This window comes from Thermobifida fusca NBRC 14071 = JCM 3263, assembly GCF_001592045.1.
GTDB lineage: Bacteria > Actinomycetota > Actinomycetes > Streptosporangiales > Streptosporangiaceae > Thermobifida > Thermobifida fusca.
This window is the reverse complement of sequence record NZ_BCWB01000025.1, coordinates 83,628-105,965: the sequence shown is the minus strand read 5'-3', so window position 1 is coordinate 105,965 and position 22,338 is coordinate 83,628. Positions and strand designations below refer to the sequence as shown.

The window sequence follows — 22,338 nt, the reverse complement described above, 5'->3', positions numbered from 1 at the left end:
GGCACCATCCTGTGGGAAGGCAAGCCGGTCCAGATCAACCGTCCCAGCGATGCCCAACAGCTCGGCATCGCCACCATTTACCAGGACCTGGCGCTCTGCGACAACCTCGACATCGTGGCCAACCTGTTCCTCGGCACCGAGCGCACCGCGCTCGGAGTCCTGGACGAGTTGGAAATGGAGCGGCGCGCCCACGAACTCCTGGACTCGCTTTCCGTGCGGATTCCCAACCTGCGCATTCCCGTTGCTGCCCTCTCCGGCGGGCAGCGCCAGATCATCGCCATCGCCCGCTCCCTGCTCGGCGACCCCAAGGTCGTCATGCTGGACGAGCCCACTGCAGCCCTGGGCGTGGCGCAGACCGCGCAAGTACTCGACCTCATCGAACGCCTCCGAGACCAAGGCCTCGGAGTCATCCTCATCAGCCACAACATGGCCGACGTGCGAGCTGTTGCCGACCGCGCTGTCGTGCTGCGCCTGGGACGCAACGCCGGCGACTTCCGGATCGAAGACACCAGCTACGAAGAGATCGTGGCGGCCATCACGGGCGCCGCCGACAACCCGGTGTCCCGACGTGCCGGTCGCACTGCGGTTCCGGGAACGGAGGGGGCGTGATGGCTCAGCAAACCACCCCGGCTCCCCAGGGCGCCACGGTCGCCCGGGACCCCCGGCTCATCATGGACGGCTCCGGTCTAGGCGGGCTGGTGCGCGGCGCGCTGCGCCGGCTCCGCAGCGGAGAACTCGGCCCGCTGCCGGTCCTCGTCGGACTCATCGTGATCGCCGGCGTCTTCTGGAGCCTCAACCCCAAGTTCCTCACCGCCCAGAATCTGTCCAACCTCACCCTGCAGATCGTCGCCGTCGGCTTCATGGCCTGCGGCGTGATCATGGTGCTGCTGCTCGGGGAGATCGACCTCTCCGTCGGATCGGTCGCAGGCGTGTGCGGCGTGATCGTGACGCTCCTGGCAGTCAACTACCAGTGGAACGAGATCGCCGCGATCGTGGTCGCCATCCTCGCCGGCACCCTCATCGGCACCCTGCACGGCACGATCTTCGCCAAGATCGGGGTACCCGCCTTCGTGGTCACCTTGGCCGGATTGATCGGCTGGCAGGGCGCCCAGCTCTACCTGCTCGGCCCTGAAGGCACGATCAACGTCCCCTACAACGGCCTGATCGGTGCCATCACCCACACCTATCTCGTCCCGGCGGTCGGCTGGGGGATCGGAATCACCGCGGTCGCCCTCTACGGGCTGATCAGCGTCCGCGGGGCGCGCCGCCGCGCCGCGGCCGGGCTGCCCGCCAAGTCGGTCACGGAGATCGGGGTGCGCACCGCGCTCCTCGCCCTCCCCGTCCTCGGCGGGGTGTGGGTGCTCAACTCCTTCCGCGGAGTGCCCGTCGCTTTCCTGCTCTTCGTCGGGGTCGTGGTGCTCTTCGACCTGATCCTGCGGAAGACCCGCTACGGGCGGATGGTGTTCGCCGTGGGCGGCAGCGCAGAAGCGGCACGCCGCGCCGGCATCAACGTCGACCTGATCCGCATCTCCGTGTTCGCTCTCGCCTCCACCCTGGCCGGGGTGGGCGGCATCCTCCTCGTGTCGCGCAGCTACGCCGTCAACCAGCTCACCGGGGGCGGCGACGACCTGATGATGGCGATCGCGGCCGCGGTCATCGGCGGCACCAGCCTCTTCGGCGGACGCGGCAGCGCCTACTCGGCCCTGCTCGGCGGCCTCGTGCTCGGCGCGATCTCCTCGGGGCTGTACCTGCTGCAGATGGACTCCTCGGTGCGGTTCATGATCACCGCGGTGGTCCTCCTGGTAGCGGTCATCCTCGACGCGGTGTCCCGCCGGACCCGCAAAGCCCACGCCCGGGAGTAGGGGGACCCGGGCGTGCCCGGCCGCGCGCTGCTGCCCGCGCCACTCCCTCCCAGCGGCGCGCGGCCACCCACCCGCGGTGTTCCCGGAACCTCCTCCCTTCCGGGAACACCGCTCCTCCCTGCGGCCCGCACAGGGCCGACCGCTATCCTCACCTCACGTGACCGAGTCTGAGCTGGTATTCCTCGCCGCGGCCGGAACCGCAGTGCTGATCGGCACCGTTGTGCAGAGCAGTGTCGGGCTGGGCCTGGGGCTGACCGCGGCACCTGTCGTCGCGATGCTGGACCCCACACTGATGCCCGGCACCCTGCTGGTCCTCACCGCGGTGCTGCCCCTGTTCACCGTCGGTGCCGAGTGGCGCCACGCCGACCTGCGCGGCATCTCCTGGGCTCTCGCTGGACGGCTGGTAGGGACGGTCGGCGGCGTGTGGGTCGTCGCCCTCGCCACACCCGACACCCTCGGCCTGTGGGTGGGGGTCGGCGTCCTCCTCGCGGTGGCCGCGAGCCTCACCACACTCCGGCTGCGCCCCACCCCCGCCACGCTCAGCGTGGCCGGAGTGATCTCCGGGGTCATGGGCACCGCGACCTCGATCGGCGGCCCGCCCGTCGCCCTCGTGTACCAGCACGAGGAAGGCCCGCGGATCCGTGCCACCCTGGGCACCTACTTCTTTGTCGGCGTCCTGCTCTCCCTAGCCGCGTTGGCGGTAGGCGGCCAGCTCGGGCTGCGCGAAGTGGCGACGGGAGCCGCCCTCATCCCCTTCCTCGTAGCCGGGTTCCTGCTGTCCCGGCCGCTGCGAAGCATGCTCGGCGGACAGCGGCTGCGGATCGCGCTCCTGGCCGTGGTCGCGGTCTCGGGAAGCACCCTCGTCCTGCGGGCCCTAGTCTGAGAAAACCCCGACCGGAGCGGAGCCGAGGAGGAAGCACACCCATGCGGAAGCCGCGGCGCGGCCCCGACGCAGCGGAACTCGCGGCGGCCCGTGCCACAACCGTCCCCGACGTTATCGGCCCCGGCCTCACCATCCTGTTCTGCGGGATCAACCCGGGGCTGTATTCGGCCTGGAGCGGGCACCATTTCGCCCGGCCCGGCAACCGGTTCTGGCCCGCCTTGCACGCCGCCTCGCTCACCCCCCGCCTCCTGCGGCCCGCCGAACAGCACCTGCTCCTTGACCTAGGCTTAGGGGTGACCAACCTCGTGGACCGGGCTACCGCGCGGGCCGATGAGCTGACCGCAGCGGAACTGCAGGCGGGCGGGCAGGCCCTGGCCGCGAAACTCCGGGCCTACCGGCCCCGGCTGCTCGCCGTGCTCGGCGTCACCGCCTACCGGAAAGCGTTCGCGCGGCCCCGGGCCCGTATCGGTCCGCAACCCCCCGAGGACGCGATCGAAGGAGTCCCCGTGTGGGTCCTGCCCAACCCCAGCGGGCTCAACGCCCACTGGACGACCCAGGGCATCGCCGAAGAACTGCGTCGCATGTGTGCGGCCCACGGAATCGAGGCCGGTGCCCCCGCCTCCCACCGGACCGCGCAACAGACCGCTGCCTCAATCCCGCCGCGTGGTGGATCAGCATAAGCTGTGTGCCTATGGTGGTGCCGGTTGATCGTGGTTCGTCCGGTTCCCACTACCGAGCCGTCGGGGAATCGGACACCGTGTCGGCCGTGTCCACTTCCACCTTCGGTCCGTTTTCCGTCTGCTCGGGAAACGTCCGTGGTCCGGCGGCCGACCTGATGTCTTGCATACGAGGGGAATGACGAGAGTGACGCTGCTCGACTCGGTGCACAATCCAGACGACCTGAAAAAACTCCCCGACTCCCAGCTTCCCCAATTGGCGGCGGAAATCCGGGAGTTCCTCATTTCCCAGGTCGCCCGAACCGGTGGTCACCTCGGCCCCAACCTGGGTGTCGTCGAACTCACCATCGCCTTGCACCGCGTGTTTGACTCGCCGCGCGATCCCATCCTGTTCGACACCGGCCACCAGGCGTACGTCCATAAGATCCTGACCGGCCGGAAAGACTTCTCTAAACTGCGGAAAGAGGGCGGCCTCTCCGGATATCCGTCCCGCGCCGAGTCCGAGCACGACTTTATTGAGAATTCGCACGCCTCCACCGCACTGTCCTACGCTGATGGGCTCGCCCGCGCCTACGAACTGCAGGGGATCACCGACCGCACCGTGGTCGCCCTGGTCGGCGACGGCGCGCTCACCGGCGGAATGGCGTGGGAAGCGCTCAACAATATCGCCGAAGGGAAAAACCGCCGGATCGTCATCGTCGTCAACGACAACGGCCGCTCCTACTCGCCGACGATCGGCGGGCTCGCCGAGCATTTCGCCAACCTGCGTATGACGCGCGGCTACGAGCAGATGCTGGCGACCGCGAAGAACGCGATCAACCGGGCGCCGGTGGTCGGCCCGCCGCTGTACGACGCGCTGCACGCGTTCAAGAAAGGCCTCAAGGACGCTATTCAGCCGCAGATGATGTTCGAAGACCTGGGGCTGAAGTACGTCGGGCCGATCGACGGGCACGACGTGGCAGCGGTGGAGCGGGCGCTGCGCCGGGCCCGCGATTTCGGGGCGCCGGTCATCGTGCACGTCCTCACCCAGAAGGGCAAGGGGTACGCGCCCGCGGAGAACCACGACGAAGACCAGTTCCACGCCCTCGGCGCGTTCGACGTGGCCACGGGACGCCCGCAGTCCACGCCGGGCCTGAAGTGGACGTCGGTGTTCAGCGACGAGATGGTGCGGATCGGCGCGGAACGCGAAGACGTGGTCGCGATCACCGCGGCCATGCTGCACCCCACCGGCCTCGCCGCCTTCGCCGAGGCCTACCCCGACCGGGTCTTCGACGTGGGCATCGCGGAACAGCACGCTGCGACGTGCGCAGCCGGGCTGGCCATGGGTGGCCTCCACCCGGTCGTCGCGGTCTACGCCACGTTCCTCAACCGCTGTTTTGACCAGGTCCTCATGGATGTGGCGCTGCACCGCCAGCCGGTCACGTTCGCGCTCGACCGGGCGGGCATCACGGGAGACGACGGTGCGAGCCACAACGGGATGTGGGACCTGTCCATCCTGCAAGTCGTCCCCAACCTGAGCATCGCGGTGCCGCGCGACGCGGTGCGGCTGCGGGAACTGCTGCGCGAGGCGATCTCCATCGACGACGGGCCCACCGTGGTGCGTTACCCCAAGGGCGTGGTGCCCCCCGCCATCCCCGCGGTCGACCAGATCGGCGGGATGGACGTGCTGCGGCGTCCTGCGAGCGGCACCGAGGCCCCGGACTTGCTGCTGGTCGCGGTCGGGCCCATGGCGCAGACGTGCTGCGAGGTCGCCGACCGGCTGGCCGACCAGGGGATCGGGGTGACCGTCGTGGACCCGCGCTGGGTCAAACCGTTGGACCCGGCGTTGGTGTCGGAAGCCGCCCGGCACAGCGTGGTCGCCGTAGTCGAGGACAACGGCCGGGTGGGCGCGGTCGGTGACGCGGTGGCCCGCGCCCTGCGCGACGCCGACCTCGACATTCCGGTGCGCACGTTCGGGATCGAGCAGCGCTTCCTGGAGCACGCCAAACGCGACCGTATCCTCGCCCAGATGGGGTTGGACGCGCAGGGACTAGCGCGCAAACTCACCGAGATCGTGGCCCAGCGCGCGGAGCAGTCCCTGGAGGACGAGCCGGCGTCCTGACCGGAGAATACGGGCTTTGCCCGCTGGGGAGCACCATCGTTGGTGGCGCTCCCCAGCGGGTAGCGGTCCTGGGAAGGTGAAAGATCGGAGGATGACGATGGCTCACCGTCCCGTAGGACCGGACTCCCCCTACCAGCGGGGAGTGAACTACGCCGAGATCTACCTGGCGGACGACGCCCACCAGGATCCCGACGAAGTCGAGCAGTTGCGCAAGGCCCTTGCCACGCGCAACACGCAAGAGCTGCGGATTCCCGGCATCCTCGACTGCTTTGCGGCCAGCGGCCACCCCGACCACCCGTCCATCGTCGACCCGGAAGACGACTTCTGGCAGGGTTTCCTCGACCGGGTCGACCAGCGGATACCGCGCTGAAGAGCCGGGCTGCCGAAAAGAATCCGAGAGTTACGGTGCGTGCCTGACGGGAACCGCAGGGCGCTCCCTGCGCTCGAAACCGCAATATCGCATGCGTCACAATGGGCGCATGAGCACTCCCGACCCGTTGCGGGTAGCCGTGATCGGCTCCGGCCCCGCAGGAATCTACACCGCCGAGGCGCTGACCCGGCAGTCCCGCGAGCCGGTGGCCGTGGACGTGCTGGACCGCCTACCGACCCCCTACGGCCTGGTCCGTTACGGTGTCGCCCCCGACCACACGTCAATCAAGCGGGTGGCGCACACTCTGGCTCGTGTCCTGGAACATCCCGACGTCCGCTTCCTGGGCGGTGTGGAGTACGGTACCGACCTCACCCGGGCTGACCTCGCGCGTGCCTACCACGCGGTCGTCTACGCCACGGGGGCGAGCGTGGACCGCCGAATGGGGATTCCCGGCGAGGACCTGTCCGGCAGTGTCGCTGCCACCGACTTCGTGAACTGGTACAGCGGCCACCCCGACCTCGAAGTGACCCGGTTCGTCCTCGACGCGGAAGAGGTCGCCGTGGTCGGCGCGGGCAACGTTGCCCTCGACGTGGCACGCATCCTGGTCCGCAGCGTCGACGAACTCCGCCAGACCGACATCCCTGAACCCGTGCTGCAGGTGCTGGCCGCCAGCAAGGTGCGCTGCGTGCACATAGTCGCCCGGCGCGGCCCTCTCCAGGCCAAGTTCTCCGCGAACGAACTGCGGGAGCTGGGCAAGCTCACGGACGTCGACGTCACAGTGGACCCCGCTGTCGTCGACCTCGACCCCAACAGCGAAGAAGTGGCGACCGCGGCCCGCGCGGCCCGCACCAACCTGCGCACTCTTGCGGAGTGGGCGCAACGCCCCGGCGGTGGCACGGGACGCCGGGTCGAACTGCACTTCTGGCGTAAACCCGTCGCCGTGGTGGGCGACACCCGAGTCGAAGGACTGGAGGTGGAGCACACCGCGCTCGACGCTGATGGGCGGCTGGTCGGCACCGGACAGCGAGAAGTCCTGCCGGTGGGCATGGTGGTGCGGTCGGTGGGCTATGCCAGCTCCCCCCTCCCCGACCTGCCTTTCGACGAGACCACCCGCACCCTGCCGCATGAGGACGGCCGGGTGGTGGACGAGCAGCGCACCCCGCTGCTCGGCGAATACGTGGCGGGCTGGCTCAAGCGCGGCGCGACCGGCGTGATCGGCACCAACAAGTCGGATGCTGCCGCCACTGTCCGCTCCCTGCTCGACGACGCCCCGAAGCTCCGCACCTCCCGGGTCCCGACGACCACCATCGACGACCTGCTCAAGGAGAAAGGGGTGACGGCCAGCAGCTACGCTGACTGGCTGGCTATCGACGCGGCCGAAGCGGCCCTGGCAGCGGAGCTGTCCCGCGGGGAGCGGGTCAAGCTGAGCGGCTGGGCGGAGCTGCGCCGCGTGCTGGCGGAACGCAACTGACCCTGCCGAGCCAGTAGTGCCCGGTGGTCTCCGGACGACCGGGGTGCCCGGGGAGGCCGCAGCGCACCGGAGAGCGGGCGGTCTCCCCGGGGCGTGCTGCGCTGGCCGCAACTGGACGGGGTAGAGCACCGCACCCCGGGGCGGCCTGGCACTGGGGCATGCTTTCGGGCAGGGGAGCGGGCAGGCTAGCGGACCAAGCGGTCTTCGGCCGCGAAAGTGTTGCACGCCGCCATGGTCTCCGCGGTGGCTCCGGCGTTGAACCAGTGGACGCGGTTGTCGGCACTGCCGTGGGTGTCGCTGTCCCCCGTGCCTTCGTTGAAGTTGCGGTTGACGAACGCCACGTCGGCGTGGTCGTGGCCGGCGATAGCGGCAACCCCGGTCCCTGCCAGGCATTCGGCTTGCAGTTCGATCTGCCGTCCCAACTGGAGTTCTTGGCGCGTGGACTTGGCATCAAGCTGCAGGGTGTAGGCCGCGTCAAGAAGACCGGTCTCCCCTTGGAGGTGGTGCCCGTATTCGTGGGCGACCAGGGCAAACCAGATGCGCTTGTCGTCCATGCCCGGGTACCGCAGGAGTTTCCGCACGTTGGGCACGAGGATGGTGATGCTCAGCTCGTGCTCCAAGTAGTAGGCGAGGGTGACTCCTTCTTCCTCGGACTCGTCGCGCAGCTCCGCGGGGATCTCGTCGAGGATCACGTAGTGCGGCTCCTGCGGGCGCAGCCCGAGCTCTTCTAGCGGGGAGAGCCACATCGCGTTGAGGCAGGGGCCGATCACCTCGGTGAACTCCTCCCACCCCGCCACCGTGGCGGCGTTGAACTCGGGGATCTCGCATGCCACGGCGCCGGGGGCGGGCAGGGCATAGAAGGGGTGGTCGGCGACGTCGACCGGGATGGCTCCGGCGGTGTGGAACCAGGAGTCTGCGTAGCGGACATCCCGGTGCGGCTTACCGGACGCGTGGACTGTGCCGCCGCGCAGCGTCGCCGCTGTCATCACGGCACACAGCACGAGGCAGAGCGCGGCAACGAACGCGGTTCCCATCGCAGCCAGCCAGAGCCGCACATCACCCTGCCGCGGGGGCGGGGCGAGAGGAGGGTGCTGCTCCCAGGCGCCGAAGGCGCCGTCGAACGCGGCGGGGGCAGAGAACTGGGGAGTGACGTGGGCCGCGGTCAGCTCCTGCCGGTACTGGGGGGAGGGCGGCGAGGCCTCTGGCGGGTTGGGGGGCAGCGGGCGGAAACTTGGGGGCGGGGGTCCGGCGGGCGTCCAGGAAGCCGGGAGAGGGCTCGCATCCGCGCGCGGTTCCGCGGCTCCCGTCCCCGGAAGCGGGGGTACGGGGCTGCTGTGCTGCGTCACCGAAGGCGGGATTGGAGTGTCGTCCTGAGAAGAAGCCTGAGGGGTCGGATCCGGGGCGGCAGCGCCGCCGCGAGGCGTCTCCACGGGGGGTCCTTCGTCGTCGGGGGTGGACAGCGGAGAAGCCCACACTATTCGGACATCCTGCTCAACGGCGAGCGAGCAGGGTGTTCCGGGCGGGCACTTCTGTGAGACGTTGCGGGGTGCCAGCCGGTTCCGGTCAGGAGTGCGGCGCCCGGTAGCGGACCCCGATCGACGTCAGCACATCGCAGAGCTCCGCTTCGAACAGCGGTTCCAGGTCGCCGACGGTGAACGGCATGCTGCGGAAGACTTCCATGCAGACCAGTCCGTAGAGCCGGACCCAGCATGCGGTGAGGACGCGCAGCGCCCCCTCGGTGGCGTTCGCCCCGGCAAACCCGGCGTCACGTGCGAAGAGGTGCAGTTGCGCGCGGAGCTCGGGGGAGAAAGACGCGGTGTCGGGGAGCGGTACCCGCCCCTCTTCGAGCAGCCGGTTGAAAAGGGAGAGGAAGATCGCGGCGAACCGCTGCTTTTCGTGTTGCAGCGCGGCGCAGTGCGGTTCGGTGGTCGTAAACGGTTCGTCGCGGGGCCCGAAAAGCAGGATGAACTCGGCCCGGTTGGCGAGTGCCCAGGAACGGAAGGCCCGCAGTGCGGCGAGCAGGCGGCCGTCGACGTCGTCGGCGGGGAGGCGTCCGCTGGCGTCGGTGATCTGCGCGCTGAGTTCGGCGAAGAACTCGGCACGGAGAGCGAGCAGCAGGTCGTCGAGGCTGGAGAAGTACCGGTAGAGGGCGGGAGCGGTCATGCCCATCTCCCGGGCGATCGCGCGCAGCGAGACCCCGCCGGGGCCGTGCGCGCTGAGCAGGTTGCGGGCGATTGTTTTGATCTCCGCCAGCGTGGCTGCGCGGATCCGCATCCGCCGAGACATGGGAACGGACGCGGCCCCGGTCTCGCACCTCGCGGGGAAGGTCGTGTCTTTAGGCACGGAAAGTCCTTCGCGGTGGGATTTGTGGCTGGTGGAAAGGTCCCTGTACAGTAAGCGCCGTACTTTATGGTTAACGGTGTTTGCTAACGTTACCGCCATTTATCACAAATGAACACCCGAGGGAGACATTCATGTTCTCTGCGCTCGGCCGGTTCGCCTACCGGTGTCGGGCTTGGGTGCTCCTAGGCACGGCGGCGTTCGTCGTGTTCGCGCTCGGCTGGGGCACCGGGCTGTTCGACGCAGTCAGCGACGGGGGCTTCGAAGACCCTGAGGCAGAGTCCACCCGAGCCGCCGAGGTGATCGAGGAGAGGCTCGGCCACGACGGGGTGGACGTGGTAGCCGTCTACCGCAGCGACGAGCTGACCTTCGACAACCCCACATTCGCCAAGGCGGTGCAGCGAGCCGTCAGCGAACTCCCTGACGAGTACGTGGTCTCGGCCACCACCTACCTGGACGACGGGCTCAGCGACCTCGAACGGGGCGTGCTCATCTCCGAAGACCGCCACGCGGTGTACGTGCCCATCACTCTCGCCGGGGACGACGCGGTGGAGCGGATGGAGTCCTTCCGGCAGATCGCCCGCGACCTGGACGCCGGACCGCTGGACACCTACGTGGGCGGTCCGATAGCGATCCAGAACGAACTGTCCGAGCAGGCCCGGACCGATGTGGTCCGCGCCGAGCTCATCTCCCTGCCGCTGGTGCTCGTCCTGCTCGTCGCTATTTTCGGCGGTGTGGTCGCCGCATTGATGCCGCTGGCCGTGGGCGGTCTGGCGATCCTCGGCGCCCTGGTTCTGCTGCGCGCCCTCACCTACGTCACCGAGGTGTCCGCGTTCGCCGTCAACGTCGCCAGCATCCTCGGCCTGGGCCTAGCCATCGACTACGGTCTGTTCCTCGTCAACCGGTTCCGCGAAGAGATGCGCCGCACCGGGCAGGTCACCAGCGCCCTGCCCGCCACCCTGGCCACGGCGGGGCGGACCGTCGCCTTCTCCGGGATTACCGTCCTCATCGCTTTTGCCGGGCTGCTGTTCTTCCCGCAACCCATCCTGGGATCGATCGGCTTGGGCGGGATCGCTGTCGTCCTGTTCGACCTCGTGGCCGCGCTCGTCGTCCTCCCCGCTCTGCTCGCCGTGGTCGGCCCGCGCATCGACGCGCTGCGGCTGCCCATCCGCGTGCGGCGCAGCTCCGGCACGGACGTCGACGACCGGGTAGGCGGCTGGTCGCGGCTGGCCCACAGCGTGATGCGCCGTCCCATCCTCTACCTGGTCACGGTCGCTGCCGTGCTCGTCACGTTCGCGTCGGCGCTGGCCTCTCTCAACGTCGGCTCCACCGACCAGCGCTACCTGCCCGACAACGCTGACAGCCGCCAGGCCACGCAGATGCTCCGCGAGGACTTCCCCGCAGGCGGGATCAGCCAGATCGACGTGGTCGTCACCGGAAGTGTCACCGACGACGACCTGGAAGCCTTCCGCGCGGAGCTCGCCGACCTGGACGGCGCGCACGGCGCCCAGATTCTCCGCACCGGCGACGAGACCGCCCACCTGGCCGTGACCTACGAGGGCGAGATCGACGACGACTCCACGTCCAGGCTGGTGCGGGACGTCCGCGCCGCGGAGCCTCCCACAGGCGCGGACGAGGTGCTGGTGGGCGGCCCAGCCGCGCAGCAGCTCGACAACACGGACGCAATCGTGCGGACCCTGCCCACCACCCTGGCGTTCGTCACCCTGACCACTCTCGTCCTGCTGTTCCTCGCCTTCGGCTCGGTAGTCCTGCCGGTCAAGGCGGTCATCATGGGCTTCCTGTCGCTGGGCGCATCCCTCGGTGCGGTCATCTGGGGTTTCCAGGAAGGGCACTTGGCCGACGTGCTGGCCTTCACCCCGGTCGGCACAATCGACCCCACCTACCTGGTGCTCATCATCATCGTCGCGTTCGGCCTCGCCATGGACTACGAGCTGTTCCTGCTCAGCCGGGTCCGCGAAGAGTACTTGGCGACCGGCGACAACACCCACTCGGTCGCGGTGGGGCTGCAGCGCACCGGGCGGATCATCACCAGTGCCGCACTGCTGCTCATCGTGGTGCTGCTCGCGATGGGGGTCTCCGGCCTGCTGCTCCTCAAGATCGTCGGTATCGGCCTGGCCGTGGCGGTGGTCGTGGACGCCACCCTGGTGCGCGCCCTGCTGGTGCCCGCCACGATGCGGCTGCTCGGCAAGGCCAACTGGTGGCTGCCTGGCCCGCTGCGCTGGCTGCACGACCGTATCGGGATTACCGAGAGCGACGAGGCCCCGCAGTCCACGCAGGACACGGCCGCGGCGGCGAAAGTCGGCTCCTAGCCGCGCAACCCGACCGATAAGGCGCCCTGGACGCCCGGGCGGCCCGCGAACCGGCGTCCAGGGCACGCGGCAGAGCAATCTCAAGAAACCTCTCTTTTCTTCCAGGAAGTCGGTGTTATTTTCATTCCAGGACGACGTAAGAGGGCCTCGAAAATCGTCCTATCGTTCTTTGTAGAGTGGAAGGGGAGGTTTTCGATGAACGGAGACGGAAGCAACTAGCAGCGAAAATAAAGACCGTGAGGGGGTGGATGGGAATAACTTCCACTCCTTCGTTGTCTATAAAATCCCCTTTAGAGACCAGATTCTCTCTGGTCTCTAAAGGGGATTATTCGATTTGCTGGCGTGCGCTCCTGATGCGCTCGGCTAACGCAGCCAGTTCTGTGTCATCAGCACGGGCATGGTCGTGAGAGGACAGGTAGCCCTCGTACCGGTGGAAATAAATGTCTACTGAGGAGTGCACGGCTCTCCAGGAGGCGCCTTCGTTTCCTGCTGTGCCGTGCATGGGGAAGAGTTTCGCGTGGGCATGGTCGACGCCATAGCCCTCGTACATGATTCCGGTGCGTGCCACATCCTCGAACGCATTGTCGAGGCATCGAGCCGCCTCACGAGCGGCAAGGTGAAGGGCGAGATAGGCATCGGTGTCCATCTGGACCACGTAGCTAGGTTGATGGATTTTGGGGATAACCACCGAAAACCCTTCGGTATTGGGGTAGATCGACAGAAATGCCAAATGGTGGTCATCCTCCCAGAACGGATGACAGGGTGCCTGTCCGGCAGCGATCGCACAGAAGATACAGGAAGAAGACAAAGGAAATGAACCCCCGAGGTTAGACAGAGCTCTTGGACGAAGCCCGCATCGATCCGGATGCCGGGCATTCAGGGTTGCGCGGACTGGACTGTTCGTCTAGCCGTAGTTCGTGGGTCCACAATCCCACTTTCCGATTCAATGACTGCACAGAACCGAAGCCGCCCAGGTACTTCAAGACGTCAAGGCTGGCGAGCGCAGCAGCAGGCATATTGGTCGAGCCATGAGAGGGAGACTGATAGCGACTGTTGATGCGGGATATCAGGATATCGAGCTCTGTATTCCCTGGGGAGTCCCGAGCAGTGAGTCGTTGACAAGCCCAGCACCCGGTCACACCAGGGATGACTAAGGGGCCCCATACCGCAATGTCATTGACATAACACACGTTAAGCCAGACCTGTCCGGTGGTGACGCAGTGAGCGTTGACGAGTTCGGTGATCCCTGGAGAGTCGGCTGAAAGCACGATCAGGTCGGCTTTGGTAAGGGTATCAAGATCCGCGCGGTTGATGATACGCCGTTGCATGAGGGAAACCTCGACGGCGGAGTTACGGGAGCGCAATTCCCGTGCTAAAACCTCGCATTTGGGTCTACCGACTCGGCCCCGATGAACAGGTATTGTCTCGTCAAATTGCTTTTCTCGATGAGATCGCTGTCGACAAGGGTCACCTGGCCGACTCCAGCAGTGGCCAGATTGACGGACATCAGATTCCCGATACCACCGCATCCCAGGAAGACAACGTGACTTCTTGCCAGGCGTTCTTGAACTTCTTGCGGGTCGGCTCCTGAGAGCCAGTGGAATAAAGAATGTCGACTATACCTGTCTACCGGGTGATAGGAGTCGGCGGGAATGAGGTAAGGGCCGTTGTAGAGGATCGATACGAGCTCCTGGGAAAGTTGAGAAGAAAATCCGCATTCTCCTTCCAGAGGTTCTTGCCTCCGCTAAGGTTCGGGGAATCGAGTAGTAGCCGACGAGGCGGATCAGCGGCTCCCAGACGGATGTGGTGCTGAAGACTCGTTGAATGGATCCGGATCCGAGAAAGAGTCGACCGTCCTGGACACCGACTCGAACGTAGGGGGTAAGCACGTGCTTCTCAGATTCCTCAACTGCACACCGGTCCACAGTGGACGCCTTTCTGAAACGTTCGGTGGATTCTATGTTTCCCACCATGAACGGTAGAGGCCTCGGAGAAGAACGGGGGAGAGATTGCTCGAGATTGCTCGCGCAGGGGAGGGAAATCTCTAGCAATCCTTCTTCACAATAGACAAACGGGGACTATCCCTGCGAAGGAGAGGACATGAAACTTCGCAAGCTTGGTACGACGTCAGTGAGTGGGAAGTTCCCGACCCTGTACGAAACCGACACGGGAGACATCGTTGTGCAGGGTTATCGGCTTGTTGACGCTGAGGCACTGGCTCAGTTGGAAAATGTGTTGCCTAACGAGGCGGCTGTCGTCGTCCCTCGAGAGCTGATGGTCCGCTTTGCCCCCAAGGATAACGGCGTGCGGGAATATGTGAGCGATGATGAATTCACTGATCTTTTCCGGGCCTATCGGTACACCGCGTGGCGTCTGGAAACCCGAAGCTGGTACGGAAACGTGGGGGAGGACAAGCCGTTTCAAGAATGGCTGGCCGGAAAAGACCCCGGAATCGAGTGGCTCAAACCGTGGTTGACCATGGTGCGGGAAGAGCTCGCCAAAGGGAAGCGGATGGAGAGGGTGCGGATTGTTGACGATCCGCCCTCAGACTACCTGCGTTGGGAGTTGCGGGCGACACCTTGAAATCTCGCAGCAGGCGAGGATATCCGCTACCTACCCCGGGAACATCCGGTGGTCGCGGAACTCCCCGACGAGGATTTCTGGATCTTTGACAGTCGCATAGGCGCGCGGTTTGAGTTCGACGGCGATGACGTCGCTGGCATCTGGCTCGACGATACTCCAGAAACTGTCGTCGCTGCGGTGACCACGCGAGACGCGGCGTGGCATCATGCGCTGACCTATACCGACTACTTGGCGACCAGAGTGCAATGACCGACTATCAGATGGCCTGTACCTCTCTTGGGGCGCGCTTGCGGGAGATCCGGGTAGCGGCCGGGCTGTCTGGCCGGGCACTGGCTCAGGCGTTGGGCTGGCATCCGTCGAAAGTGTCCAAGCTGGAATTGGGCAGGCAGACCGCTTCGGTGGAGGACCTGAAGGCATGGGCGGGAGCCTGTGGCGCTCCAGGTTCCATTGCCGAACTGCTCGCTATGCGCAGGACACTGGAAACCCACTATGCGAACTGGCGTCGTCAACTCGCTGGGAACCCGAGCCAAACAAGCGGTTTTCGGCGATCTGGAGAGGCGTACACGCCAGCTCCGGGCTGTTGAGACCTCGGTGGTTCCGGGACTGTTGCAGACCCCGACTATGCCCGGTGGGTCCTGCGCAGTGTGGTGGCCCCTGCATGGTGCGCCTGACGATGTCGAGGCCGGCGTTCGAGCCCGGATGGAGCGTGCCCGTATTCTCGACGATCCGGAAAAGACATTGGACATCGTTCTTGGGGAGCCAGTCCTGTATGCGCGGATCTGTCCAAGCAGGGTCATGGTCGGTCGGTTGGACCGTATCGTGGAGCTCATCGCACGCAAAGGCACGGTGATCGGAATTGTGCCGCTGCACGTCCGACTCCCCGCGATTCCCGAACACGGTTTCTGGATTTTCGACGATGACCGGGTGAACGTAGAAACCATTGGTGCGGAGCTCTCTCACCGATCACAACGCCATCGAGCCCTACCGTCGCGTGTTCGCGGAACTGTCCCGGGCAGCGCTGCGCAGGCAAGCAGCGCTCCGTCTGGTGGCCCGAGCTCGGTACCAGCTTGTCCCGGATCGGACGGGGATGGAAGACGGGAACGCCCCCACCAGCCGGACATGATCAGACCGGGGCCGGGACATGGCACGGCCCCGCTGCCCGGCAAGGGAGCAGCGGGGCCGCAGCGCGGGAGCCGTGGTGCGGGCTACAGCGCCTTCAAACCGTCGGGGTGGAACCGGACCCCGTTGACCTTCTCCGAGATTCCCGTGCGGTCCAGGTACGGGGTGATACCGCCCAGGTGGAACGGCCAGCCCGCACCGGTGATCATGCACAGGTCGATGTCGGCGGGCTCGGCGACCACGCCCTCATCGAGCATGATCTTGATCTCCCGGGCCAGCGCCTCCAGGGCACGGTTGAGGATCTCCTCCTCACTCTTGGGGGAGTCGCCGCCGGTGAAGAACGCCCGCACTTCAGGGTCGATGGTGAAGTCGGGGGCATAGATCGTGGTCTTGCCCGCCTCCACCATTGCCTTGAGCTGCTCTGAGACGCGGAACCGGTCGGGGAACGCGGCGTGCAGGGTTTCGGCCACGTGCAGGGCCACGGCCGGGCCGACCAGTTGCAGCAGCATCAGCGGCGACATGGGCAGGCCGAGCGGCGCGACCGCGCGGTCGGCGACCTCCGGTTCGGTGCCTTCCTCCACCGAGGACAGCACTTCACCCATGAACAGGGTGAGCAGCCGGTTGACGACGAACGCGGGCGCGTCCTTGACCAGCACCGCGGTCTTCTTCAACTGCTTGGCGACAGCAAAAGCAGTCGCCAGCGTGGCGTCGTCGGTGCGTTCGCCGCGGATGATCTCCAACAGCGGCAGCACCGCCACCGGGTTGAAGAAGTGGAAGCCGACCACGCGCTCAGGGTGCTTCAGGTCCGCGGCCATCTCGCTGATCGACAGCGAGGAGGTGTTGGTGGCGAGCACCGCCTCGGGGGAGATGTGCTCTTCCGCCTTGGCGAACACCGTCTTCTTGACCGACATCTCCTCGAAGACGGCTTCGATGACGAAGTCGGCGTCGGCGAACGCCTCGTACGACAGCGACCCAGTGACCAGGGCTTTAATCCGGTTGGCCTTGTCGGAGTTGACCCGGCCCTTGGCGAGCAGCTTGTCGACCTCGTCGTGCACGTAGCGCACGCCGCGGTCCACGCGCTCCTGGTCCAGGTCGGTCATGACGACGGGGACTTCCAGCCGGCGGGCGAACAGCAGCGCCAGCTGGCTTGCCATGAGTCCTGCGCCGATGATGCCGACCTTGGTAACGGGGCGGGCCAGCGACTTGTCGGGGGCGCCCTTGGGGCGGCGGGCCCGCTTCTGCACCAGGTCGAAGGCGTACAGTCCGGCGCGGAGCTGGTCGCTGAGGATCAGGTCGGCGAGCGCTTCGTCTTCGGCGGCGAAGCCTTCATCCCGGGTGCGGTTCTTCGCTTCGGCAACCAGGTCGATCGCCCGCACCGCGGCGGGGGAGGCCCCGTGCAGCTTGGCGTCCATGGTCCACCGCGCGGTCGCCACGGCCTGGTCCCATGCCTCGCCCTTGTCGACTTCGGGGCGCTCGACGGTGATCTCCCCGGTGACCACTTTGGCGGCCCAGCGCAGCGACTCTTCGAGGAAGTCGGCGGGTTCGAAGATCGCGTCGGCGATGCCCATCTCGTAGACCTGCGGGCCCTTGATCGTCTTGTTCTGGGCCAGCGGGTTGTCGATGATGAGCTTCAGCGCCTTTTCCGCGCCGATGAGGTTGGGCAGCAGGTAGGTGCCGCCCCAGCCGGGCACGAGGCCCAGGAACACCTCGGGCAGCGCGAACGCAGGCACCCCGGAGGAGACGGTGCGGTAGGTGCAGTGCAGCGCCACTTCCACACCGCCGCCCATGGCCGCGCCGTTGATGAACGCGAAGGTCGGCACGTGGAGTTCGCCGAGCTTGCGGAACACGTCGTGGCCGAGCTTGCCGATGGCGTGCGCCTGCTCCCGGTTCTGGATCTTGGGCACCCCGTTGAGGTCGGCGCCTACAGCGAAGATGAACGGTTTGCCGGTGATCGCTACGGCGACGATGTCGGTGCGTGCGGCAGCGGCGTCGATCGCTTCGTTGAGGCTCAGCAGGCCGGCAGGGCCGAAGGTGTTGGGTTTGGTGTGGTCGTGGCCGTTGTCGAGGGTGATGAGAACGGCCTTGCCCGCCCCGTAGGGCAGTTCGACGTCGCGGGAGAGTGCCCGGGTGACGACTTCGTCGGCAAACTGTTCCCGCGCGGCCTCGATCGCGCTGATCACTTGGCGTTCCCCTCCCAGTTGGTGTTCTCCCACAGGACCGTTCCGCCCATGCCCATGCCCACGCACATGGTGGTCAGGCCGTAGCGGACATCGGGGCGTTCCGCGAAGAGGCGGGACAGCTGCATCATCAGCCGCACGCCCGAGGAGGCCAGCGGGTGGCCCATCGCGATGGCGCCGCCCCACGGGTTGACCCGCGGGTCGTCGTCGGGGATGCCGAAGTGCTCCAGGAAGGCCAGCACTTGGACGGCGAAGGCCTCGTTGATCTCGATGAGGCCGATGTCGTCCATGGTCAGGCCGTTGCGGGCGAGCAGCTTCTCGGTGGCCGGGATGGGGCCGACACCCATGACCTCGGGGTCCACTCCGGCGAACGCGAAGTCGACCAGGCGCATCTTGACGGTCAGGCCGAGTTCCGCGGCGACGTCTTCGGCGGCGAGGATCGCCCCGGTGGCACCGTCGTTGAGGCCCGCGGCGTTGCCCGCGGTCACGCGGCCGTGCGGGCGGAACGGGGTCTTCAGGGTGGCCAGCGCCTCCATGGTGGTGCCGGGTCGCGGCGGTTCGTCGACGGTGGCCAGGCCGTAGCCGTTCTCGCTGCTGCGGACCGCTACTTCGACCAGGTCAGGCTGGATCTTGCCTTCGGCGTAGGCTTTGGCGGTCTTCTCCTGGCTGCGCACCGCGTAGGCGTCGGCGCGCTCCTTGGTGATGGTGGGGTAGCGGTCGTGCAGGTTCTCGGCGGTGTTGCCCATGATCAGGGCGGAGGGGTCCACCAGTTTCTCGGAGAGGTAGCGCGGGTTGGGGTCCACGCCTTCGCCCATGGGGTGACGGCCCATGTGTTCGACACCGCCGGCGATGACGACGTCGTAGGCGCCGAAAGCGATGCCGGCCGCGGTGGTGGTCACCGCGGTCATGGCGCCCGCGCACATGCGGTCGATGGCGTAGCCGGGCACGCTGCGGGGCAGTCCGGCGAGGATGGCGGCGCTGCGGCCGATGGTCATTCCCTGGTCGCCGATCTGGGTGGTGGCGGCGATAGCGACTTCGTCGATGCGTTCCGGGGGCAGTGCGGGGTTGCGGCGCAGCAGTTCGCGGATGACCCGGACGACGAGGTCGTCCGCGCGGGTCTCGGTGTAAAGGCCTTTATTGGCCTTACCAAACGGAGTGCGCACCCCGTCGACGAATACGACGTCGCGGGCAGTTCGCGGCACGATTGCCCCTCCTTTATCAGGCGGATGGCGGGTTGTCGCCCCTATGCTACTCATCAGTAACTAATGCTGCGAGTATAGGAGAAAGCCGCCTTCCGGGGAATACTCCGCAGTAACCCGCGGCGTTGCCCACCGCAGCCGCAGACCGGGACACCGCAGCGGAGTCAGCGCAGTGCCGCTACCGCCTGAGGACGTCCCGCGGCACGGTACGCCGCTGCCAGCTCACGGCGCACCCGCAGCGCCAGCCGGCGCACCTCCGGATCTCCCACTGCAGCGAGGCAGTGGCGGTAGACCTCGCGCAGGACCCGCACCGCCTCCTCGGGACGGCCGGACCGTGCATACGACAACCCCAACTGGTAGTGGACGGCCAGCGTGCGCGGATGCCGCACACCGAGGCGGAGGCGGCGCTGGGCCACCACCAGCCGGAGCTGTGCCCGGCACTCGTCGTCCTGACCCATCCGCCGCAACGTCCGGGCCAAGCCCAACCGCCACGCCTCCACATCCTCCGCGGAGAACGCCGCCGAATGCTGCAGGACGTCACGGTAGTGGTCGGCTGCCTCGCGTAGCCGTCCGGCACGCCGGCACGCCACCGCGAGCCGGGCCCGGGCCAGCAGCGTGTCCGGGTGATGCCGACCCAGCCGCGCAGCCCGCTGCGCTACGAGCTGTTGCCAATGGTGCGCGGCGTCGCCGAAACGGTCGGCATCCTCGTGGCACACGGCGAGGTTCTCCCGGACGACCTCGGCCAGCACGTGGTGCTCGCCAAGCGTCCGGACCGCGTCGCTTAACGCCCGTTCGAACTCGGTGACGGCGATATCGCGCCGCCCAGTAGCGGCATACCGGCCGGCAAGGTTGTTGCGCGCAGCAATGGTGTCCGGATGCTCCTCGCCGTGCCGCTGAGCACATTCGGTCAGCACGCGCTCCAAAGCCGCGGTCTGTTCCGCTGCGTCAATGTCCTCCCCTCCGGCGGGAAGGCTAGGAGGAGCGGTAGGGGAACCGCACGACACTGCCCGCCGAACGGCTGAGAACCACGAGAAAACCAGGGACGCCAGTCTGCTGAGAACCGTGCGAATATTTCTCTTCAGCTCCAGAACAGACACGGTTCAATAACATCATGTGTCTGGGGTGCACGGTACCCGAAACAGTCCGCCACCGGCTATGGGGTTGGTCACCTCAAGTGCTGCGCCTCAACGGTCCGCGGCACGCAGCGCCTCGGCCAGCGCAGCCGCAGTCAACTCGATCTGCCAGTCACGGGCCTGGTGCGTGCGCAGGTGCTCGGCCACCGAGTCGACACTGACCTGGCTCGGCGGCGACCAGGCGAGACGGCGGACCGCATCCGGCTGCAGCAGGTTCTCCGTCGGCATGCCCACCCGCTCCGCGATCTCCGCGACCACGGAACGCGCCGCCTCGAGCCGCCGCGCCGCGGCTGGATCCCGGTCGGCCCACCGGTTCGTGGGCGGGGGCCCGTAGCCTGGCGGACTCGGCTGGGGCAGCTCCGCCGGTTTCATGTCCCGCACCCGGTTGATGGCTTTGAGCCACACCGGGACATAGCGGCGGGCCAGGCGGACCGTGAACGTTTTGATCGCGGTCAACTCCTGCGGGGTCCTGGGCATGGCCAGGGCGGCCTCCACGATCGCCGAGTCTTGCAGCACCCGGCCCGGAGACAGGTCGCGCTCCCGGGCAATCCGGTCGCGTTCCAGCCACAGTTCCCGAACCACACCCAAGCCGCGCTGGCTGCGGACCCGGTGGATCCCCGAAGTGCGCCGCCACGGATCAGGACGCGGCTCTTTCGGCGGAGCGGCCAGTACCGCCGCGAACTCCTGGCGTGCCCACTCCAGCTTGCCCGTCTCAGCCAGTTCAGCTTCCAACGCGTCCCGCAGCTCGATGAGGACCTCGACATCCAGCGCGGCATAGCGCAGCCAGTCCTCCGGCAGCGGCCGGGTCGACCAGTCCACCGCAGCATGCTCTTTAGCGAGCCGGACGCCCAGGACCCGCTCCACCATGGCACCCAAGCCGACCCGCTGGTAGCCGAGCAGCCGCCCGGCCAACTCGGTGTCGAACAAGCGCCGCGGGCGCAGGTGCACTTCGGTGAGACAGGGCAGGTCCTGGTGGGCCGCGTGCAGCACCATCTCGGCGTCGCCGACCGCGTCCCGCAACACCGACAGATCAGGACAGGCCACCGGGTCGATCAGCGCCGTGCCGGCCCCGGCCCGGCGTAGTTGGACCAGGTAGGCGCGCTGTCCGTAGCGGTATCCCGAGGCGCGTTCGGCGTCCACCGCGACCGGCCCGCTGCCCGCGGCGAACTTGGCGGCCACGCGTGCCAGTTCCTCATCGTCGGCGACGACCGGGGGAATCCCGTCTCTGGGCTCGCTCAGCAGGGGAGCTTCAGGCGTCTGTTCTGAGGCAGTGGACTCAGGATCGGGGCTTTCTTCGGTCTTGGAGTTCAGCACGTTCGCCACACCCCTACGGTATGTGCTCCCCGCTGCCGCCTGGGGGCCGCCCCAACCGACAAGCCCCGGCCGAGGCGGGGCCGTACAAGCCCCACCCTAACCGTCAAGCATCAGAACGCGCCCTGCGAGAGATATCCGTCACATCCACCGGGGGGAGTCCGGCGGCAACGGACAGCAGATCCAGCCAGGCGGCCCGGTGCGCGGACAGGTCTTCGGCCTCCGTCGGCGTCCACGAAGCCCGGACCTCCACCTCCGTCGTCGTGGGCTCCCCAGCTTTGAGGCCGAAGCCCTCCGTGGTGGCGCGGGTGACCGTCCCGCTCAGTGCGCGATGGTCCGCGCCCTGCGCCTCCAGGGCCTCGGTCAGCCAACTCCAGGCCACCTGGCCGAGCAGCGGGTCCCCTGACAAGTCCGGTTCCAGTTCGGCGCTCACATAGGCCACCATCCGGAACGGCCCCGGCCAGCCTCGGGACTCCTCCGGGTCGTACAGCACGATCAACCGTCCGAACGCCGCGTCCCCCTCGTCGGTGTGCACCGTCGCCGCCATTGCGACCGTATACGGGGCAAGGCGCCGCGGCGCAGGAATGTCCTCCACCACGATCTCAGGCCGCACCGTTCGGGTGTGCAGACTCTGCACTGCCCGCAGGAACGCGGGCGGAGCCTCATCAGACCTACTGTGAGGGGGCATGTGGAAGTTCAGCCTTAATCTTTTCGGGTCACCGGAAAGAGCACACTGACGACAGTGTCACGACTCCTGGCAGCTCCTGGAAGTTTTTGCCGGC

General features: G+C 67.2%; 19 protein-coding genes and 3 pseudogenes. 12 read left to right on the top strand and 10 right to left on the bottom strand.

Annotated elements, in window-relative coordinates; all coding sequences use genetic code 11:
* From TF1_RS05890 to TF1_RS05860, 7 genes are all read left to right on the top strand, one after another.
* The coding region (locus TF1_RS05890) for an ATP-binding cassette domain-containing protein (RefSeq protein ID WP_061783721.1) at positions 1-609 on the top strand (609 nt) is incomplete at its 5' end.
* Entirely contained in the window at positions 609-1,862 is a 1,254-nt protein-coding gene (locus TF1_RS05885; protein WP_011292344.1) for a sugar ABC transporter permease, read from the top strand. The genes TF1_RS05890 and TF1_RS05885, both read left to right, overlap by 1 nt.
* Before the next feature lie 157 nt (positions 1,863-2,019).
* Complete coding sequence (locus TF1_RS05880) at positions 2,020-2,745, top strand: sulfite exporter TauE/SafE family protein (RefSeq protein WP_016188897.1); 726 nt, start codon at positions 2,020-2,022, stop codon at positions 2,743-2,745.
* A gap of 41 nt (positions 2,746-2,786) precedes the next feature.
* On the top strand, positions 2,787-3,425 hold the full coding sequence (mug, locus tag TF1_RS05875) for a G/U mismatch-specific DNA glycosylase (protein WP_011292342.1): 639 nt from the start codon (positions 2,787-2,789) through the stop codon (positions 3,423-3,425).
* Positions 3,426-3,609: 184 nt separating this feature from the next.
* Positions 3,610-5,523, top strand: coding sequence for a 1-deoxy-D-xylulose-5-phosphate synthase (gene dxs, locus TF1_RS05870; protein WP_011292341.1), 1,914 nt, complete (start codon positions 3,610-3,612; stop codon positions 5,521-5,523).
* 97 nt (positions 5,524-5,620) lie between these two features.
* Positions 5,621-5,893: a hypothetical protein gene (locus TF1_RS05865; protein WP_104612814.1), complete on the top strand. Its 273-nt coding sequence runs from the start codon at positions 5,621-5,623 to the stop codon at positions 5,891-5,893.
* A 109-nt stretch (positions 5,894-6,002) separates the two neighbouring features.
* Positions 6,003-7,364: an FAD-dependent oxidoreductase gene (locus TF1_RS05860; RefSeq protein WP_016188895.1), complete on the top strand. Its 1,362-nt coding sequence runs from the start codon at positions 6,003-6,005 to the stop codon at positions 7,362-7,364.
* A 185-nt stretch (positions 7,365-7,549) separates the two neighbouring features.
* Here TF1_RS05860 and TF1_RS05855 read toward each other — a convergent pair whose 3' ends face one another.
* Positions 7,550-8,839, bottom strand: a complete 1,290-nt coding sequence (locus TF1_RS05855) for a neutral zinc metallopeptidase (protein WP_156482487.1) — start codon at positions 8,837-8,839, stop codon at positions 7,550-7,552.
* 88 nt (positions 8,840-8,927) lie between these two features.
* On the bottom strand, positions 8,928-9,650 hold the full coding sequence (locus TF1_RS05850; RefSeq protein ID WP_016188893.1) for a TetR/AcrR family transcriptional regulator: 723 nt from the start codon (positions 9,648-9,650) through the stop codon (positions 8,928-8,930).
* Positions 9,651-9,838: 188 nt separating this feature from the next.
* Here TF1_RS05850 and TF1_RS05845 point away from each other — a divergent pair, with 188 nt between their 5' ends.
* Complete coding sequence (locus TF1_RS05845) at positions 9,839-12,034, top strand: MMPL family transporter (RefSeq protein ID WP_016188892.1); 2,196 nt, start codon at positions 9,839-9,841, stop codon at positions 12,032-12,034.
* A gap of 325 nt (positions 12,035-12,359) precedes the next feature.
* Here TF1_RS05845 and TF1_RS05840 read toward each other — a convergent pair whose 3' ends face one another.
* From TF1_RS05840 to TF1_RS16475, 3 genes are read right to left on the bottom strand one after another with little or no spacing between them, the layout of a single operon-like run.
* Entirely contained in the window at positions 12,360-12,842 is a 483-nt protein-coding gene (locus tag TF1_RS05840; protein WP_061783720.1) for an HIT family protein, read from the bottom strand.
* A 19-nt stretch (positions 12,843-12,861) separates the two neighbouring features.
* Positions 12,862-13,398: a ThiF family adenylyltransferase gene (locus tag TF1_RS16480; RefSeq protein WP_081430423.1), complete on the bottom strand. Its 537-nt coding sequence runs from the start codon at positions 13,396-13,398 to the stop codon at positions 12,862-12,864.
* Positions 13,399-13,406: 8 nt separating this feature from the next.
* Positions 13,407-13,553, bottom strand: a complete 147-nt coding sequence (locus tag TF1_RS16475) for a ThiF family adenylyltransferase (protein WP_255266149.1) — start codon at positions 13,551-13,553, stop codon at positions 13,407-13,409.
* 581 nt (positions 13,554-14,134) lie between these two features.
* Here TF1_RS16475 and TF1_RS16375 point away from each other — a divergent pair.
* From TF1_RS16375 to TF1_RS16465, 4 genes and pseudogenes are all read left to right on the top strand, one after another.
* Positions 14,135-14,332 (top strand): annotated as a pseudogene (locus TF1_RS16375) (hypothetical protein); the annotation flags it as partial.
* Positions 14,333-14,338: 6 nt separating this feature from the next.
* Positions 14,339-14,866, top strand: a pseudogene (locus TF1_RS05835) (DUF6879 family protein).
* Positions 14,863-15,201, top strand: coding sequence for a helix-turn-helix domain-containing protein (locus tag TF1_RS16470; RefSeq protein ID WP_324969502.1), 339 nt, complete (start codon positions 14,863-14,865; stop codon positions 15,199-15,201). The pseudogene TF1_RS05835 and the gene TF1_RS16470 overlap by 4 nt, the downstream one beginning before the upstream one ends.
* Positions 15,107-15,496 (top strand): annotated as a pseudogene (locus TF1_RS16465) (Scr1 family TA system antitoxin-like transcriptional regulator); the annotation flags it as partial. The gene TF1_RS16470 and the pseudogene TF1_RS16465, both read left to right, overlap by 95 nt.
* Positions 15,497-15,822: 326 nt before the next feature.
* Here the strand turns inward: TF1_RS16465 and TF1_RS05830 are convergent.
* The 5 genes from TF1_RS05830 to TF1_RS05810 all read right to left on the bottom strand — a co-directional run bounded on the left by TF1_RS05830 (position 15,823) and on the right by TF1_RS05810 (position 22,244).
* Positions 15,823-17,916 (bottom strand): 3-hydroxyacyl-CoA dehydrogenase NAD-binding domain-containing protein, encoded by a 2,094-nt coding sequence (locus TF1_RS05830; RefSeq protein ID WP_061783719.1) that lies wholly within the window; start codon positions 17,914-17,916, stop codon positions 15,823-15,825.
* On the bottom strand, positions 17,913-19,115 hold the full coding sequence (locus TF1_RS05825; RefSeq protein ID WP_011292327.1) for a thiolase family protein: 1,203 nt from the start codon (positions 19,113-19,115) through the stop codon (positions 17,913-17,915). The genes TF1_RS05830 and TF1_RS05825 overlap by 4 nt, the downstream gene beginning before the upstream one ends.
* 161 nt (positions 19,116-19,276) lie before the next feature.
* Entirely contained in the window at positions 19,277-20,026 is a 750-nt protein-coding gene (locus TF1_RS05820) for a tetratricopeptide repeat-containing protein (protein WP_227480890.1), read from the bottom strand.
* 270 nt (positions 20,027-20,296) lie between these two features.
* Positions 20,297-21,568, bottom strand: a complete 1,272-nt coding sequence (locus TF1_RS05815; RefSeq protein WP_016188886.1) for an HRDC domain-containing protein — start codon at positions 21,566-21,568, stop codon at positions 20,297-20,299.
* A 94-nt stretch (positions 21,569-21,662) separates the two neighbouring features.
* Positions 21,663-22,244 carry a DUF3000 domain-containing protein gene (locus TF1_RS05810; RefSeq protein ID WP_011292324.1) on the bottom strand — a complete coding sequence of 194 codons (582 nt, stop codon included), beginning with the start codon at positions 22,242-22,244 and terminating at the stop codon, positions 21,663-21,665.
* Positions 22,245-22,338 lie beyond the last annotated feature (94 nt).

Bases quoted from the DNA above. Each gene is read 5' to 3' on its own strand.
- mug (WP_011292342.1), top strand. From the start codon at position 2,787: ATGCGGAAGCCGCGGCGCGGCCCCGACGCAGCGGAACTCGCGGCGGCC.
- TF1_RS05885 (WP_011292344.1), top strand. From the start codon at position 609: ATGGCTCAGCAAACCACCCCGGCTCCCCAGGGCGCCACGGTCGCCCGG.
- TF1_RS05865 (WP_104612814.1), top strand. From the start codon at position 5,621: ATGGCTCACCGTCCCGTAGGACCGGACTCCCCCTACCAGCGGGGAGTG.
- TF1_RS05860 (WP_016188895.1), top strand. From the start codon at position 6,003: ATGAGCACTCCCGACCCGTTGCGGGTAGCCGTGATCGGCTCCGGCCCC.
- TF1_RS05850 (WP_016188893.1), bottom strand. From the start codon at position 9,650: ATGTCTCGGCGGATGCGGATCCGCGCAGCCACGCTGGCGGAGATCAAA.
- TF1_RS05810 (WP_011292324.1), bottom strand. From the start codon at position 22,244: ATGCCCCCTCACAGTAGGTCTGATGAGGCTCCGCCCGCGTTCCTGCGG.
- TF1_RS16470 (WP_324969502.1), top strand. From the start codon at position 14,863: ATGACCGACTATCAGATGGCCTGTACCTCTCTTGGGGCGCGCTTGCGG.
- TF1_RS05845 (WP_016188892.1), top strand. From the start codon at position 9,839: ATGTTCTCTGCGCTCGGCCGGTTCGCCTACCGGTGTCGGGCTTGGGTG.